This is a genomic window from Exiguobacterium sp. KKBO11 (assembly GCF_001644945.1).
GTDB lineage: Bacteria > Bacillota > Bacilli > Exiguobacteriales > Exiguobacteriaceae > Exiguobacterium_A > Exiguobacterium_A abrahamii.
This window is the reverse complement of sequence record NZ_LUCU01000011.1, coordinates 366900-383730: the sequence shown is the minus strand read 5'-3', so window position 1 is coordinate 383730 and position 16831 is coordinate 366900. Positions and strand designations below refer to the sequence as shown.

Annotated in this window: 18 protein-coding genes; 8 read left to right on the top strand and 10 right to left on the bottom strand. The window is 50.3% G+C overall.

Annotated features, from left to right (window positions below; translation table 11 throughout):
• Positions 1 to 22: 22 nt before the first annotated feature.
• The 10 genes from ftsX to AYO36_RS02070 all read right to left on the bottom strand — a co-directional run bounded on the left by ftsX (position 23) and on the right by AYO36_RS02070 (position 9525).
• The gene (gene ftsX, locus AYO36_RS02115; RefSeq protein ID WP_064299412.1) at positions 23 to 922 is read right to left on the bottom strand and encodes a permease-like cell division protein FtsX; all 900 of its coding nucleotides are present in this window, start codon (positions 920 to 922) and stop codon (positions 23 to 25) included.
• On the bottom strand, positions 912 to 1598 hold the full coding sequence (gene ftsE, locus AYO36_RS02110) for a cell division ATP-binding protein FtsE (RefSeq protein WP_029342495.1): 687 nt from the start codon (positions 1596 to 1598) through the stop codon (positions 912 to 914). The genes ftsX and ftsE overlap by 11 nt, the downstream gene beginning before the upstream one ends.
• Before the next feature lie 194 nt (positions 1599 to 1792).
• Positions 1793 to 2164, bottom strand: coding sequence for a cytochrome c551 (cccB, locus tag AYO36_RS02105; protein WP_023469241.1), 372 nt, complete (start codon positions 2162 to 2164; stop codon positions 1793 to 1795).
• A gap of 114 nt (positions 2165 to 2278) precedes the next feature.
• Entirely contained in the window at positions 2279 to 3148 is an 870-nt protein-coding gene (locus AYO36_RS02100; protein WP_023469242.1) for a YitT family protein, read from the bottom strand.
• 97 nt (positions 3149 to 3245) lie between these two features.
• A complete protein-coding gene (locus tag AYO36_RS02095; protein WP_064299411.1) occupies positions 3246 to 3749 on the bottom strand; it encodes a GNAT family N-acetyltransferase in 504 nt (167 codons plus the stop codon).
• Complete coding sequence (locus AYO36_RS02090) at positions 3749 to 4516, bottom strand: class I SAM-dependent methyltransferase (RefSeq protein WP_064299410.1); 768 nt, start codon at positions 4514 to 4516, stop codon at positions 3749 to 3751. Before AYO36_RS02090 ends, AYO36_RS02095 begins: the two co-directional genes overlap by 1 nt.
• Positions 4517 to 4576: 60 nt before the next feature.
• Positions 4577 to 5677: a peptide chain release factor 2 gene (gene prfB, locus AYO36_RS02085; protein WP_023469245.1), complete on the bottom strand. Its 1101-nt coding sequence runs from the start codon at positions 5675 to 5677 to the stop codon at positions 4577 to 4579.
• Between the two features lie 68 nt (positions 5678 to 5745).
• Positions 5746 to 8265: a preprotein translocase subunit SecA gene (gene secA / locus AYO36_RS02080; RefSeq protein WP_064299409.1), complete on the bottom strand. Its 2520-nt coding sequence runs from the start codon at positions 8263 to 8265 to the stop codon at positions 5746 to 5748.
• 216 nt (positions 8266 to 8481) lie between these two features.
• Positions 8482 to 9045: a ribosome hibernation-promoting factor, HPF/YfiA family gene (gene hpf / locus AYO36_RS02075; RefSeq protein ID WP_023469247.1), complete on the bottom strand. Its 564-nt coding sequence runs from the start codon at positions 9043 to 9045 to the stop codon at positions 8482 to 8484.
• A gap of 279 nt (positions 9046 to 9324) precedes the next feature.
• Positions 9325 to 9525, bottom strand: a complete 201-nt coding sequence (locus AYO36_RS02070) for a cold shock domain-containing protein (protein WP_023469248.1) — start codon at positions 9523 to 9525, stop codon at positions 9325 to 9327.
• A 251-nt stretch (positions 9526 to 9776) separates the two neighbouring features.
• On the opposite strand from AYO36_RS02070, the gene AYO36_RS02065 reads away from it, so the two are divergent.
• The 8 genes from AYO36_RS02065 to AYO36_RS02030 all read left to right on the top strand — a co-directional run bounded on the left by AYO36_RS02065 (position 9777) and on the right by AYO36_RS02030 (position 16795).
• Positions 9777 to 10283 (top strand): competence protein ComK, encoded by a 507-nt coding sequence (locus AYO36_RS02065; protein WP_029342501.1) that lies wholly within the window; start codon positions 9777 to 9779, stop codon positions 10281 to 10283.
• Positions 10284 to 10391: 108 nt separating this feature from the next.
• Positions 10392 to 12245 (top strand): hypothetical protein, encoded by a 1854-nt coding sequence (locus AYO36_RS02060; RefSeq protein ID WP_064299408.1) that lies wholly within the window; start codon positions 10392 to 10394, stop codon positions 12243 to 12245.
• Positions 12246 to 12260: 15 nt separating this feature from the next.
• Positions 12261 to 12551, top strand: coding sequence for an EscU/YscU/HrcU family type III secretion system export apparatus switch protein (locus AYO36_RS02055; RefSeq protein WP_029342503.1), 291 nt, complete (start codon positions 12261 to 12263; stop codon positions 12549 to 12551).
• Positions 12548 to 12940, top strand: a complete 393-nt coding sequence (locus AYO36_RS02050; protein WP_064299407.1) for a flagellar export chaperone FliS — start codon at positions 12548 to 12550, stop codon at positions 12938 to 12940. The genes AYO36_RS02055 and AYO36_RS02050 overlap by 4 nt, the downstream gene beginning before the upstream one ends.
• Complete coding sequence (locus AYO36_RS02045; RefSeq protein ID WP_064299406.1) at positions 12937 to 13827, top strand: flagellin N-terminal helical domain-containing protein; 891 nt, start codon at positions 12937 to 12939, stop codon at positions 13825 to 13827. The genes AYO36_RS02050 and AYO36_RS02045 overlap by 4 nt, the downstream gene beginning before the upstream one ends.
• A 13-nt stretch (positions 13828 to 13840) precedes the next feature.
• A complete protein-coding gene (locus AYO36_RS02040; protein WP_029342506.1) occupies positions 13841 to 14281 on the top strand; it encodes a YaaR family protein in 441 nt (146 codons plus the stop codon).
• A 24-nt stretch (positions 14282 to 14305) separates the two neighbouring features.
• Positions 14306 to 14968, top strand: a complete 663-nt coding sequence (locus AYO36_RS02035) for a DUF2225 domain-containing protein (RefSeq protein ID WP_064299405.1) — start codon at positions 14306 to 14308, stop codon at positions 14966 to 14968.
• 87 nt (positions 14969 to 15055) lie between these two features.
• On the top strand, positions 15056 to 16795 hold the full coding sequence (locus tag AYO36_RS02030) for a sensor domain-containing diguanylate cyclase (protein WP_064299404.1): 1740 nt from the start codon (positions 15056 to 15058) through the stop codon (positions 16793 to 16795).
• Positions 16796 to 16831 lie beyond the last annotated feature (36 nt).

Below are 16831 nucleotides of genomic sequence, written 5' to 3'. Positions count from 1 at the left end.
ATTTTATTTTTGAGTGAATCACTTAAATCTTCAAGAAACGACCGAGTGATGTCGTAGATCCCCATACACCGATGAATGCACCGAGTCCGAGCAGGATCAAGACGACTTGTGCCGACAGTTCACCTGGTGGAATCAGCGAGAAGATTCCCGCATTCACAGTTGTCAGTTGGGGTTGGATCGCGTTGTATGAGACTTCGTAACCGAAGTAGACGACAACGATCGGGATGATGGCACCTAGTATGCCCATCAATAAGCCTTCGACGAAGAACGGTGCACGGATGAATCCGTTTTTCGCTCCGACGAGGCGCATGATCTCGATTTCCCGGCGACGGGAGAAGATCGTGACTTTAATCGTGTTCGAAATGAGGAACATTGCCATGAACGTCAAGCCGACGATCAGGATGATTCCACCGATCCGAACTCCTTCAAGGAAGTTAAACATCTTTTTAACATAGTCCTTACCATATTCGACACTATCTACATTTTCCATTTTTTTGATGGAATTTGCAAGTGTTTCTGTCTCTTTTGGTGAGGTAGCTTTGACGATATATCGGTCGTGAAGTGGGTTATCCTTTTCAACCGACTGATAGGCTTGTGATCCTTCGCCAAGTTGCTCCTTGAAGCGGTCCAGTTCTTCTTCTTTCGAACTATAACGAACAGAGTTGACACCCGGCATCTGCTTGAGGGAGTCACCCACTGCATCAATCTTCGACTGGTCTGCTTCTCGTTCGACGAACACTTGGATTTCAACGTCTTTTTCGACGTTATCGGAAATCTTGTTGACGTTGAACATGAGCATTGCGAATATTCCTACGAGAAGTAACGTGACGGTAACAGCACTGACAGAAGCGAATGTCATCCAGCCGTTCCGGACGAGACCTTTTGCCCCTTCCCGTAAATGACGGAATCCATTAAACTTCATAGCCGTACATTCCTTTCTCTTCGTCTCGGACGATTTTTCCTCCGTCGATCGCTAAGACACGATGACGCATCTTGTTAACGATGTCTCGGTTGTGTGTCGCCATTACGACCGTTGTCCCACGGCGATAAATTTCTTCGAATACTTCCATGATCTCCCATGCTGTATCCGGGTCCAGGTTCCCAGTCGGCTCATCGGCGATGACGAGTGACGGACGATTGACGATGGCTCTCGCGATCGAGATCCGTTGTTGTTCGCCCCCAGATAATTCATCCGGATAGTTGCGCTCTTTATGCTTGAGCTTCACGAGATCGAGGACCTCGAGAACTTTCTTCCGGATTTGTGATTTGTCTTCTCCTACGACTTCTAGCGCGAAGGCGACATTTTCATAAACCGTCAATGACGGGAGTAGTTTGAAATCTTGGAAGATGACGCCGATTTGGCGACGAAGTTCGGGGATTTGACGGTTCTTCAGCTTACCGACTTCGATTCCTTTAAATAAAAATGAACCGCTCGTTGGTTTCTCTTCGCGGTACATCATTTTCATGAATGTTGATTTACCCGCACCCGACGGACCGACGATATAGACGAATTCGCCTTGATTGATCGTCAAATCGACCTCACGGAGTGCCGTGACGCCGTTCGGATAAATCTTACTGATTCGTTGCATCTTGATCACGTACTTCACATCCTTACTTATTTACTGATGCTGAATGGATAGGTCCAAAAACCTACCGACCACCATTATAACAGGGACGAAATTGAACGCACATTACAATCAAATGTCATTTCAGGCGATTATACCACAAAAAAGAGGCACGAATGACGAACACATGTCGTGTGTGTCATCTCGTACCCCATCATATCCCATAATTACTTTTTATCCGCGAGCCAGTCAGCAACGGCAACGATTTCTTCATCCTCTTTGAGGATTCCAGCAGGCATTTGCCCTTTCCCGTTTTTGATGATTTCCTGGATCTCTTCTGAAGAATACTTCGAGCCGACCTTCGTCAGGTTCGGTCCGACATTTCCTTCAAGGTTGTTCCCGTGACACGATGCACAGTTGTTCGCGAAGATTTTTTCCGCATCAACAGCTGTTTCCGTCTTTGACGAATCATCGTTCATCGTCGACTCTTCCTTCGTGCTTGACGAATCGCTAGAGCTTGAGTCGTCACTACCGCCACATGCTGCGAGCGCAAGTGTCGTTCCTAACCCTAACGCGAGTAACAAGTTTTTCAGCTTCATCCGGATATCCCCCTCTATAAGTATCTAAGTAAACGCTTCTGACCTAGTTAGAGTATAACCGTTATCCGGAAGAGTTAATCGTGATTTCACAAAAACTTCACGAGTTCGGAACAATTACGGCACATTCCGGTAGCGTTTGTCGTCCGTAAAGCCAAGTCCCAGTACTTCATGCGCTTCACTGACGACGAGGAATGCCGATGGATCAATGTGTTTGACGATTTCTTTAAGCGTTGTGATTTCCCCTTGACGGACTACGACCATCAGCATCGGTTTCCGTGTCCGTGTGAACGCACCTGCCGCCTCGATTTCCGTCGCCCCACGATCAAGCGTCTCGAAGATTTCCTTCACTAACGCTTCCCGCTGATCAGAGATGATATAGGCGAGCTTGTCGTTCGTGATCCCGAGCTGGACGACGTCGATCATCTTGATCGTGATGAACAAGGCGACGAGCGCATACAATCCGATCTCGAGCGAGAAGATCGTCGCCGCACTGATGACTATCGTTCCGTCGAGCAAGGCGATACAGAGATGAAGCGGCAATTTCGTGAAGCGATGCAGGATTTGCGCGATCAAATCCATTCCCCCAGTCGACGCCCGTCCCCGGAAGATCAGACCGAGCCCGATCCCGACACCGGCACCGCCGAAGATCGCGGCAAGCATCGGATTCATCGTCGCAGCCGGAACATCGAACCGTTCGTAGACGAGGATGACGACCGGTAAAAAGATTGAACCGACGAGTGATTTGACACCAAAGCCCATCCCGAGGATCATCCACCCGATCGCGAGCAAGACGACGTTCGCGACGAGCTGGAACAAGCCTGGCGAGATCCCGAACAAATCGTTCAAGACGATTGATAAGCCACTAACGCCTCCTGAGGCGAGTTGATTCGGTGCTAAAAACAAACTAAAGGCACTTGCGACGAACAAGGACCCGATTAACAAATACGCATAATCGCGCACGACTTCCTGACGCGTCGATGTCATGACATTCCATTTCCCCTTATCGATTGATTCTCGTGTTTCATTTTAGCGGAAAAGTCAGACAACGACTAGAGAGGCGGAACAACTCACAGTGTTCCCTTTATACCGCACTAAAGGGCGGACTGTAGCGGACGATGCCGCTAACGCCACGCAATCCATTTCGTTCAAGCGCAAGAACGAGAAAGACCTCTGGCGGAACGGGGAACGGCGGCTGAATATCATAGTCGATCGCCCGTTCGAAACCGAACTGTGGATAATAGCTGTCGTGACCAAGCACGACGATGTGTGATTCGCCAGCATCCCGCGCATCCTCGATCACTTGACGGATCAGTTCGGAACCAATCCCTTTTCGTTGCCAGACCGGCAGGACGCCGACTGGTGCTAAGGCAAGTGACGGGATGTCATCGATATGGATCCGGCTTAAGAGAACATGACCGACGATTTCCCCTTTGTCGGTCACGGCGACGCGACCAAAGACCGGTTGCGCCGCTTCGTCCTCGCGTAACGCATCAACGAGGTTCGCTTCGTTCGGTTGTTCGAACGCTGCTTCATGGACAAGCCGGATTCCTGCTGCATCCTTAAAGCCTTCTTTCCGAATAATCATCAGCTATTGCTCCCTTCGAGTGGTTTCGATGCGAGTAGCGTGAACTCGGACGGGATATTCTCATCGTTCCAGCCACGATGCTCGTCGAATCGTTCTAATGTGAAACGTGTCGCGATGACGCCGTTTAAGATCTCGCTCAGCGTAAAATAACGGACGGAGACGTCCGGAAAATCGGTTTGTTCCGCGTCCGTAAAGTGCGTCTTATACGCCAAATCGCCTGATTGCAACGCTTGATCGAAATAACGCGGTCGATACGTCAAATCCGCATCGATCCAGCGCCCGACTGGATGAAAATCGCTAAGGATCAACTGTCCACCAGGCCGCAAGATTGTAAAGAGAATCTGCAGAAACCGCTCGAGATCCGCAAAATAATGCAAAATCCCGCCTTCTAAGTAGAGGAGATCAAACGTATCACGATATCGTTCAAGATCGATCGCATAGAGATCACCGACGACATAGTGAATTGATGTCTCAGCATGGTGCGCCAGTTCAAGAGCATACTTGGCATTCTCCTCTGAGATATCAAACACCGTGACGTCCGCCCCGAGTAACGCTAACGGCACCGCCTTGCGTCCGTTCGAACCACAGATGTTCGCGATCGTCTTCCCGGCGACGTCTTCGAAATGACGACGATGTTTCTTCAAACATGCGGCGGGATCTTGTTTGATGATCGCAGCATATTCCGCCGGTGTTCCGTCGCGTTTCTCCCAAAATTCATACGCCCGGTACTCCCACGCTTGTTTGTTGATCCGACTTTGCTCCTGCATGACTGTTCCCCCTTTGACGGTCAAAAAACCAGTCGAACATCGTCCGACTGGTTGGTTGTCTTACATATTCATCAGACGGAGGTACGCATCGATGAAGCCCATGATGTCACCATCCATTGCTCCTTGCGTATTCCCGACTTCATAGTTCGTCCGGTGATCCTTGACCATGCTGTATGGGTGGAAGACGTACGAACGGATTTGGCTACCCCATGCGATATCCGATTTTTCACCACGGATTTCGTCGAGTTTCTTTTGTTGCTCTTCGATTTCGCGTTGGTAGAGTTTCGCTTTCAACATTTTCATTGCTGCTTCGCGGTTTTTGATCTGCGACCGTTCTTGTTGACAAGAGACGACGACGCCTGTCGGAACGTGTGTGATTCGGACAGCCGAGTCCGTCGTATTGATGTGCTGACCACCGGCACCAGAGGCACGGTACGTATCGATCCGTAAATCTTCCGTACGGACTTCGATGTCGATGTCATCGTTGAATTCCGGCATGACGTCACACGAGACGAACGATGTATGACGGCGACCTGACGAGTCAAACGGTGAGATCCGGACTAAACGATGGATCCCTTTTTCGGCTTTTAAGTATCCATAGGCATTGTGCCCTTGAATACGGAGCGTGACCGATTTAACACCTGCTTCATCACCCGGTTGGTAGTCCATCGTTTCGACTTTCCAGCCTTGCTTGTCGCAGAAACGTTGGTACATCCGCAACAGCATCGATGCCCAGTCTTGCGACTCGGTACCACCCGCACCTGGGTGTAACTCGAGGATTGCGTTGTTTGCGTCATACTCGCCGTTCAAGAGGATTTGTAGTTCGAAGTCTTCGAATTTCTTCTTGAGGTCGCCAAGTTCTGACTCGAGCTCTTCTTGAAGATCCGCATCCGGCTCTTCCTTGATCAATTCGTACGTCAAAGCGACGTTCTCGTGACCTGCTTCGAGTTCTTTGTATTTGTCGACCATCGCTTTTAAGCCGTTCGACTCATCGATGACTTTTTGTGCCGATTCCTGGTTGTTCCAGAAGTCTGGGTACGTCATCTCGTTTTCAAGTTCTTCGATCCGGGCAATCTTCGACTCGAGGTCGAGTGATGCCTTATATTCGTCGAGTTTCTTTTCCATCCACTCGGCGGTGTTGCGAATTTCTGCTAATTCCATGTGTTCCACCTTCTCTTTCCGTGAAAAGAGGCAGGAATCTCCTGCCTCTCTTTCAGTCGATTCATCACTTACGCCTGACGGCCGTGACAGTTCTTATATTTCTTACCGGATCCACACCAGCACGGATCGTTGCGTCCGATTTGATCGTTTGGATTTTTCCGGACCGGCTTTTTCTTGACCGCTTTATCTTCCTTACCCGAAACGGCGACTTCGTCTTGGACGACTTTTTCGCGTTTGAGGTTCGGATCGAGATCCGCCCGAAGGACGAATTGTGTCACTTCTTCAGCGATCGCAGCGTTCATCGCATCAAACATCATCGAACCTTCCGATTGGTATTCACGGAGCGGGTCGTTTTGACCGTATGCCCGGAGGTGAATCCCTTCACGGAGTTGATCCATTTGATCGATATGGTTCATCCAGTGTTGGTCGACCGCACGAAGAACGATGACTTTTTCGAACTCATCGAATGCTTCGGCTGGTATTTCTGACCGTTTGTGCTCGTAGTGTGCGAATGTCCGCTCTTTGAGCAACTCGATGATTTCTTCGCGTTCTTTTCCGAAGAGGTCGCTTTCCGTGACCTTCTCTTCGATTGCGAGCGTCTGGTTCGCCCATTCTGCGAGCGCACCGATGCTCCACTCTTCCGGTACGAACTCGACCGGCGTGTACTGATGGACGCCTGCTTCGATCGTCTGCTCGATCATCGGACGGACGATATCTGACACGGAACCCGCATCGAGAATCGCTGCCCGGTCCGCGTACATGACTTTCCGTTGGTCCGCCATGACGTTATCGTAGCCGAGGACTTGTTTCCGCGCATCGAAGTTGTTGCCTTCGACGCGTTTTTGAGCCGATTCAACGGCACGAGACACCATCCGGCTCTCGATTGGTTGCGAATCATCCATTCCGAGACGATCCATCATCGATTGCAGCGAATCAGAACCGAAACGACGCATCAACTCATCTTCAAGTGACAGATAGAATTGCGATGCCCCTGGATCTCCTTGACGACCGGCACGACCACGGAGCTGGTTATCGATCCGGCGTGATTCATGACGCTCTGTTCCGAGGATGTAGAGACCACCTTTTTCCAATACACCTTGACCAAGCTTGATGTCGGTACCACGACCAGCCATGTTCGTTGCGATCGTGACCGAGTTCGCTTGACCGGCGTTCTCGATGATTTCCGCTTCACGTGCGTGGTTCTTCGCGTTCAAGACTTCGTGACGGATGCCACGTTTCTTGAGGATGTTGCTGAGTAACTCCGACGTCTCAACGGCAACCGTACCGACGAGGACAGGCTGTCCTTCGCGGTGGGCACGTTCGATTTCGTCTGCGACGGCAGCGAACTTCCCGTTCATCGTCTTGAAGATCAAGTCCGGCATATCGTTTCGGACGACTGGTTTGTTCGTCGGAACCGGTACGACGTGCATGTTGTAGATGTTACGGAATTCTTCTTCCTCCGTCTTCGCTGTACCCGTCATCCCGGCAAGCTTCGTATACATCCGGAAGAAGTTTTGGTACGTGATCGTCGCAAGCGTCATCGATTCGCGTTGAATCTCGACGCCTTCCTTCGCTTCGATTGCTTGGTGCAGACCTTCCGAGTAACGACGCCCTTCCATGACACGACCTGTGAACTGGTCGATGATCATGACTTCGTCTTCACGAACCATATAGTCGACGTCGCGATGCATGACGGCGTTTGCCCGCAGTGCGAGGCTCAAATGATGGTTGAGTGAGACGTGCTCAAGACCGAACAGGTTATCGATGCCGAAGTATTTCTCAGCCCGGTCGATCCCTTGCTCCGTCAACAGAACACTCTTGGTTTTGATGTCGACTGTGTAGTCTTCATCTGCTTTCATGATTTTCGCGAATGTATCCGCTTGCGAATAGAGCGCTGTCGATTTCTCGGCAGACCCTGAGATGATGAGTGGTGTCCGTGCTTCATCGACGAGGATCGAGTCGACTTCATCGACGACAGCGTAATGGAGCGGTCGTTGGACACGGTCTTCTTTATAAAGGACCATGTTGTCACGCAAGTAGTCGAAACCGAACTCGTTGTTCGTTCCGTACGTGATGTCACAGCTGTAGGCTGCTTGTTTTTCCTGACGCGACATGCTTGAGAGGTTCAAGCCGACCGATAGACCAAGGGCCGCATAAAGAGGTTCCATGATGTCACGGTCACGTTTTGCGAGATATTCGTTGACGGTAACGACGTGAACGCCGTTGCCAGCGAGGGCATTCAAATAAACAGGGAGTGTCGCGACGAGTGTCTTACCTTCCCCGGTCTTCATTTCGGCGATATCCCCGTTGTGCAGGACATATCCACCGATCAACTGAACGCGGTAGTGGCGCATGCCGAGAACGCGTGTCGAAACTTCGCGACAGACGGCGAAAGCTTCCGGTAAAATATCATCTAAGTCTTCTCCGTTAGCGAGACGCTCACGGAATTCGACGACTTTCCCTTCGAGTTCTTGATCCGATAACGCACCGATTTGTGTCTCGAATGATTCCACAGCGTCTGCTGCTTTTTCGGCTTTCTTCAGGACACGTTTCGTTGGTGCAAATAATTCTTTTAGAAAATTAGCCATGCCTTACAGTCCCCTTACTTCGAACGATTCTTTGAACGAACAGAATTCCGAGATTTTTCCTTTATTCAGTGTACCGAATACGACGTCAAATTTCAACAAGCGGACCAAGCAGTGGTCTCGGTCTTTTGTCATAGAGCAAACGTACCTTGTGTAAAAATAGTTTTCCATCATATCAAAAAGGGACTCGCCCGTAAGAGCGAGTCCCTGTTGCATTCATTATTCTGGTTCAATCAAACCGTAACGACCATCCTTACGACGGTAGACGACGTTCGTGTTACCCGTTTCTGCGTCTGAGAAGACGAAGAATGCGTGTCCGAGCATGTCCATCTGAAGAATCGCTTCTTCCGTGTCCATTGGTTTGAGTGTGAAACGCTTCGTCCGAACGAGTTCGAGTTCTGCCTCGTCCTCTTCATAGACTGGCGCTTCCGCTTCCGGTCCTTCGAGCGTTTTGAAGTACTCTCCGATGCCGCCTTCTTTAGCGCGTCCTCTCCGGTTCAACTTTGTTTTGTGTTTCCGGATTTGACGTTCGAGCTTATCGACGACGAGGTCGATTGCTGCATACATATCGCCATTGATATCCTCTGCACGGAGCAAGAGGTTTGGCATTGGAATCGTCACTTCGACTTTTTGTTTCTCATTGTTGACTTTGAGATTGACATAAGCCGTTTGCGCTTCCGTAGGAGTTGTAAAATAACGAGTTAACTTTTCAAGCTTTTTCTCGACGTAATCCTTGAGAGCATCTGTGACGTCCAAGTTTTCACCGCGAATGTTGTAGATCATGTAAACTCCTCCTTAAGTAACCGGTTGAACCTATGAATTCGAGATGCTTCAGTCGTTTCCTTCTGAATATTCGAAATTCTTTGGTTCGTTTTTATTATAGCACGATAAGTGAAGGAAGACCATGAAAACGATGACATTCTCATGAATGTTCACTTCGGTTCTTAGCGTACGATAATATTGAAGCATGTTGATGTTAACGTATATACCCGTTTTATTCGAACTCAAAACAAAAACCGCTTTTAGGCGAATAGCCTAAAAACGGTGGCGGCTGCTATTGGATTAGATCTTTGAAACGTTCGCAGCTTGTGGACCACGATCGCCTTCAACGATTTCAAATTCCACTTCTTCGCCTTCTTCAAGTGATTTGTAACCATCGACTTGAATCGCTGAGAAGTGTACGAATACGTCTTTCGCGTCAGACGTCTCGATGAAACCATAACCCTTTTCAGCATTAAACCATTTTACTTTACCTTGTTCCATTCGAATTCACGTTCCCTTCGCAAACCAGAGTTCGAGAGCAAGCTCTCTACGGCTTAGTCTATCAAAAGAAGGAATTATTGACAATTAAAAATTCTGATTAATTTGAATTCATTCCGAAAAATGAATAATATTCCCTACTTATTGGTCTATATTTTAAAAAATTACGTTGTCATTACAGTTGTATTATTGTATTATATCGTTAGTAATTACCTATTTTATCCATTGTCCTATCTTAAGGAGGATGTAGTCGAATGCGACCATTCCATAATGACGAAAAGTATCGAATCACGAAACGGACGGTGGCGATTCTCCCGTGCTACGACATGATGAAGCAATCCATCATCGTACTCGAGGATGGCTCAACCATCATGACACCGCTTCGGCCGTATCAACTACTGCAGCTTTCCTGCAGGCAATACAACAGTTCCATTGAGGAACGCATCGTGACAGCAAAACGTGTCGCATCTGTAAAAGGAAAAGTCCCAGTCGTCATTGAACCGACACTTGGCCTCGTGTTTTTCCCAACGAAATCACCGAAACGTGATGATTGCGAGTGGTACGCTTGGAGCCACATGTCCGAAGTCATCGAGGAAGACGGACAGACGAAGCTCAAGACTCGTAATGGCATGATCCTTCCTGTAAACGCCTCTCCTTACATCGTCCGCAACCAAATGAAAGCAACTGGCGAGCTGATGGCTCGTTATCAACAATTGAACGCGATGACATTAGAGGAACGCTTTAATGCAATCAAATCTTAAGCAGTGACCGTAAAAAAATCAGGGTTGGGCGATGAATTCGCTCAATCCTTTTTGGTTTCTGCCGATATATAATGAGATGATAGTTTTAAAAAACAAGGAGGCTTCTCGATGAACATCCAATTGAACCCGGCACGTCCGGCGCAATCCCCTGGTCAGACGCCGCTTTCGGAGACGAAGACCTATAAGGGAACGGTCCTTGAGCAGACCGGACCACATACGGCTCTTGTCCAGGTCGGTCGGGATAAGATCGAGATGACCTTCACGGGCGACGTCCCGACAGGTGATTTCCAGTTCAAGGTCAAAGGACAGACCGCAGAAGGTTACTTGATTGAACAACTGACACCGGCGACACCGGATACGGAAACTCCACCTGTACTGTCCGTTCCCTCAAATGTTGATCCTGCTTTGCTAGAAGGCGTGCCGGCTGAACTAAAGCAAGCCGTTGCGAAGTTACTCGCAAGCGGTCAACTGCCGCAGACACCGGAAATCGTCGCCCAGCTCGTGACGGCATTGCAAGGCACGTACAAGGACTTAGCACTCGAACTCGTATCGCGACCAGACACGAAACTGCCCATTGACGCTGACGTCTTGATCGCGAGTCTTCTGGCGACGACGGAAGATTATCCGGACGTCCTCCCGGAGCGTGACGCCTTAAAGGAGCAGCCGACGTTCGAAAAAGCCGTCGCGCTTGACGTCGCTCGCGTCACACTACCGACGCAACGCGAGATCGAGACAGCGTCTCCCTTGCATATCCGGCAATACATTGAACACCTTCCAGCGGAGAAACGCCCGGCACTCGTCGCTACGCTCGAACGAGGCGATGTCGAAACAGTTCGTAAACAACTGACGCCCTACTTCCCGCAAGCGCCGCTTGAGCCGAAGACGAGCGTCCGCGAGCAACTGATCGGTCTGACGGCACGGGCAAGTCAACCGGAAGCTCAAGCAGCGCAAACGACACCGGTCCGCTCTGCCTTGACGCTCGTCCGCGAAGTGACGCCACGGCTTGCTGAGATTACGAACGATTTCAAGAGTCAACAGCGAACGATCGTCTCACAACTCCGGCAAATCGAACCGCTCGTTGAGACACGTCCTGTCCAGATGGTCGCCGTCATCGAGAGTACGGCGCAACGCTTAAAACAAATCTTCCAGCAAACGGATGCTTTACTGCATACCTCGATGAAGGATGAAAAACAGCTGATTCATTTCTTATCGAAACTCGAGCGGGGTGCGGAACTGGCGCTACTCGGACGTGGAACAGAGGCAAAAGCCGTCTTACAGGAAGTCCGAGTCGCCTTTGAAGCCTTCCGCTATGCGCCAGCGAACGTCCGTCCGACTTACTTACCGGAGATGCAGGGACTGCCACCGCAAGCACCAACGCTACCAGCGCAAGTAGCAACAAAAGCCGTTCCATATGAGCCGCAACAGAACAGCCCACGTCTTTTACAAGAGACCGTCCAAAAGACACTCCAGCTCCAGACGGCAGAACTGAAACTGAGTACACCGCCAGCGAATCCGGAAGCCGCCAAACTGCAGACATTCCTTGCAGCACAACAGCAAGTCAATAAACCGGACAGCCAGCAACAGTTGAACCAGATTCTGCTCGCCTTACCGGTCCAACTCGTCGAAGCGACGGCGGGACTCCACGTTCACTTGCAAAATAAACGCCCGGACGAAGTGATCGACTGGGAAAACAATACGTTGTATGTCCAGCTTAATACGCCGCGCCTCGGTGAAATCGGTGTCCGCGTTGAGACCGTCAACCGAAAGATGCAGATCACGATTGAAAATGATTTTCCGGTTCTTGAACAACTGGCGACCCCATTCCTCGACCGAACGACGGACGCCTTGCAAGCGACTGGTTACCAGGACGTCCGGATCCAGTTCCGTCCGTTCACGCGCGATCAAGTGACGGAGACCGTCAAGCAAGACGAGACGCCACGTGGCTACGACTACCGTATCTAAAAAGGAGAGACCGTTATGTATCAGAAAATCGATTTAACCGGACGCAAGACCGCTGCCGTCCTCCGCTACGATGAAGCATCCGGTCAAGCACCGGTCGTCGTCGCTCGGGCCAGCGGACAAGCTGCCGATCGAATCCTGCAAGAAGCACGAGCAAACGGTGTCGCGATCGAACACGATACGTCACTGCTCGGTCACTTACTTGATCTTGATCTCGGAACAGCGATTCCCCCGCAACTATACGACGTGATGGCAGAACTGCTCTTATTGATCGAAGAACTCGACAATGCGAAAGGACGACAAACATGACAGAACAAGAACTTTACGCGATGACCCCCCAACAGCTGACGGAAGTCATGTTGACGGGACTCGTCCTTCAATATGACCAGGCTCTTCTCGCGCGTGACGCGAACCGCTTTGACGAGGTCAACGCACGCTTACAAAAAGCTTATCAGTTACTCGGCAAATTGCAGGCAGGACTGCACGACGACGGTGGCATCATCACCGCACAACTCGATGCCCTCTACCACTACCTCGCCGAGCAGACCTTACAGGTCTATAAGACACCAAAGGTCCTCGACGAACTACTCGAACTGGCAGAAGACTTACGCGTCACTTGGCAAGCGGCACAAACCGTCGATCGACCACTCGTGCGCGCCGCACATCATCAACGATACGAAGGGATGGAATACGAATGAGAATCACGAATAACGTCCAAGCCTTAAAGGCTTATCGCAATCTCAGCATCAACCAGACGAACGTCAAGACAACGATGGATAAACTGTCAAGCGGTCAGAAGATCAACCGAGGTGCGGATGATGCCGCCGGTCTCGCGATCTCGGAGAAGATGCGTAATCGCTTGAAGGCACTTGATAAAGCAGAACAGAACGTCCTTGACGGTGTCTCGATGATTCAAACGGCTGAAGGTGGTTTGAGTGAGACACACAACCTGTTGCAACGGATGCGCGAACTCGCCGTCCAAGCGGGCAACGGCACGCTCGCAACGGAAGACCGGACAGCAATTCAAGAAGAGATCAACCAGCTGACGAACGAAGTCTCGCGGATTGCGAAGACGACCCAGTTCAACGGGAAAGAATTGTTGAGCGGCAAGTTCAACGATTCCGACAGTGCCCTGTTCATCCAAACGAATGCGGGAGCAAACGAAGGCATCTCGATCACGATTAACGACATGCAAGCCCTTGCGATTGGCGTCAGTTCAACGACACAAGCCGATTCCTCGATTCGTCCGCTTGATTTCCCTAGCGGTAGTGCACCTGAGTATGCCCTTAGCGTCATGACGGCAACGGACGCAAATGACGCGATCAGCCATTATACGAAAGCAATCGATACGATCTCCCAGCAACGGGCACAGCTCGGGGCGATCCAGAATCGATTTGAAGCGACGTCATCCGTCCTCAGTGTCAGCGTCGAAAACTTGACGGCATCGGAATCACGGATTCGCGATACTGATATGGCGCGTGAGATGATGGAATATGCGAAATACAACATCCTTAACCAATCGGGGATGGCGATGATCGCTCAAGCGAACGCCCTACCGCAAGGCGTCTTACAATTACTCAACTAAGGAGGCAGACCCGATGGATATCCGCCGCATCCAAGAAACGCAACGACTTCAGTCCTTAAAAGGTGGTCCCCGTGAAGTCGAAGCGTCGACGACCTTCTCTGCCTTGATGCAGGAGAAACGGGACCATAAAGGCTACGAGCGTTTGCAACAAAAGCTCGCCCTCGTCGAAGAACACGGCCAATTGCTCGCTGAGAGTCAGACGATCGAGCATCTCGAAAGCTATAAAGAAAAGATCAAGGACTTCTTAAAAGACGCCCTCGACCAATCGCAACAACTCGAAGAGAAGCGCGGCTTCAACCGCCGTGGTCGGACGAAAATCTATAAAGTCGTCGAACAAGTCGATGCGAAGCTCCTTCAGTTGACGGATACCGTCATCTCTGGCGAATCGCGCCGGCTCGATATCCTCGACCAAATCGGCGAGATCAAAGGGATGCTCGTCAACGTCTTCGTTTAATTCAAATTAGAGGAGTTCCTCCACATGCCAGACCTATATCTAAAAAAATGTACCTGTCCCTTCTGCCTGAAGACGACAGAAACGAAACGAGTCCTGTCGCGGCATATCCGTGTCGCTTCGACGGACTTTGATGGCTTCATCCGCCATCAAGGCGTCAACGTCTATCTTTACGAACCGGTTCAGTGTAGTCATTGTCGGTTCTTCTTCCACGAGTCGTTCGGAAAGTTATCACCAGACGTTCGGGCGACCTTACAAGATCACATCCTGCCGACGCTTCCTGTCTTACCATTTGCCGGGACGGAGCGGACGATCGAGCAGGCAATTCAGCTCTATAAGCTTTGTCTTTATACGGCTCAAGTGACAGAGCAAAAACCAGCAATCCAAGCAATGCTTGGAGTTCGTCTATCCTGGTTGCATCGTTTGACCGGTCAATCAGCGGAAGAACAACTCTGGGCCAACCGAGCAATCGAGAAGTATGTCTCGCTTTACGAAAATTACACATCCGTTAAAGAAAGTGGTATTCCAGAAGATGTTCTATGGCTTCGGATTGCTGATTTATATGCTGTGACAAAAGACAAAGAACATGCCCGTTTATGGTACAGCCGTTTGTTCCAAAGTCAAACGGCGACCGACAAAGTTAAAAAAGACGCACGAACCCACTGGGAATGGGTGCAAGAGCAGGATTGATCCTTGTTCGTCAATAGACGCAACAAGGATTTTTTTCACCACTCGTCGAAAGGAGCCAACACACCGCTTCAGGAAAGGAGGTCCGCGATGCGTCCGACGTTACCGCTTCTTTATTTACTCATCACCTATGGGCTGATGTTGCTCGTTAGCAGAACACCATTCGTTCCAATAATTGCCGTTCTTGCGACGCTACTTGCTGTGACGTTCGTCGCTGTTAAAGCCAGACGTTGGTTCTTTCCGAAACACCCGGAACGTTCGGTCGGCATCGCGATTCTCTTGTTCGCAAGTGGTCTCTGGATCAACTTTATCCTGACTTTCTTCCCGCACCCACCGGAAGTTGACTCTGCTGCCAACTTGACGTTGACTGCCTTTCTGATTCTGACCGCCATCGCCTTTGCCCGATTGATCGACTGGTCTTCGATTCGTCATGCACGGCTACTCTATATTGATGGTGTGCTCTTGTTCGGAATGGTTTTCGTTTTTGGTTATACGGTCATCCTGCGACACTTACCAACGTTCGCTCGCTCCGACATCGAGTTCGTTGCCATGCTAGGCTACGCGATTAGTTTCATTGCGCAGTTGTTCTTCTTTCTGATCTTATATGCGACAGGGCTTCGTGGACCAGCACACAGACGACTGATTCGGGCGGTGATGTTATTCATCTTGGCGAACTTCGGTTATTACACATTCTTCATTCGCGATCAATTAACGTTTGCCGCTTGCTTCTTTCCGCTCTATGCAGTCAGTTTGTTTGAGCTAGCTATCTACTTTAAAGATGTTCCACCGAAACAGCCGGCACGCGATCGGCTCGGTCGACCGTATTTGCCGTACATCAGTCTGCTCGTTCTATTGACGGGCATCACGTTCCTCCCGATGGCGCAGGATGTCTACTTCCCGACCCTGATCATCTTATTCTCGTTGTTTACGTTCCGGCAGTTTTTCTCAGAACGTCTCAATCGTCAGTTACTAACGGAACTCGAGACGTTCGAAGTCGATTTGACACACCGGATCGACCGCCATACAATGCAACTCGAACTCCGGAAGGAAGAGTATCGCCGTCTGTTCCTCGCCCACCCACAACCGATCATTCGTTTCGACGGCAATGGGCATGAGAAAGCGATGAATCCGGCAGCAGAACGTTACTTCCCGCACGGGTATGTTCCTGATGCGTTAGTCGATCAATTGATCGCGGCATTTCTGAAACTTGAAACCGGTGAAACACAGCTGTTGATGCGTCCCGTCGACGGACGGACATTCGAAGTGACGTTGATTCCGATTCCGGGTGAAGCAGATCTTTACGTCATTCTGTCCGATTTGACGGAAGCCTTATCGCAAGAAAAATGGCTCCAGGAGCTCGGCTATCACGACGCCTTGACGGCACTTCCGAATCGCCGTTACTTCGAGGATCACCTTGGACCGCAGCTCGCAACCTTAACCGAAGGATCACTTCTGTTCATCGACCTCGATGGCTTTAAGCAAATCAATGACCGTTACGGCCACGACGCCGGAGACTACGTCTTGCAGGAGACAGCACGTCGGTTGCAGCTTGATTTAACGCAGGATGATGTAGCGGCACGCCTCGGTGGCGATGAATTCATCGTTTTCCTTGCTCGCAGTCGCGCGGAGACGATCACCTACGCTGAGAATGTCCTCCTTCGCTTGAACGATCCCTTCTTCTTTGACGCGACAGCGATGCAGGTCACGCCGTCAATCGGCATCGCCCGTTATCCAGACGATGGTCGGACGACGAGTCTACTCTTGATTCGCGCCGACGAAGCGATGTACACCGTCAAACAGGAAGAGAAGAACGCTTACCGCTTTAAATGACCGGCAAAATGCCCCGTCCAAACAAATGGACAGGGC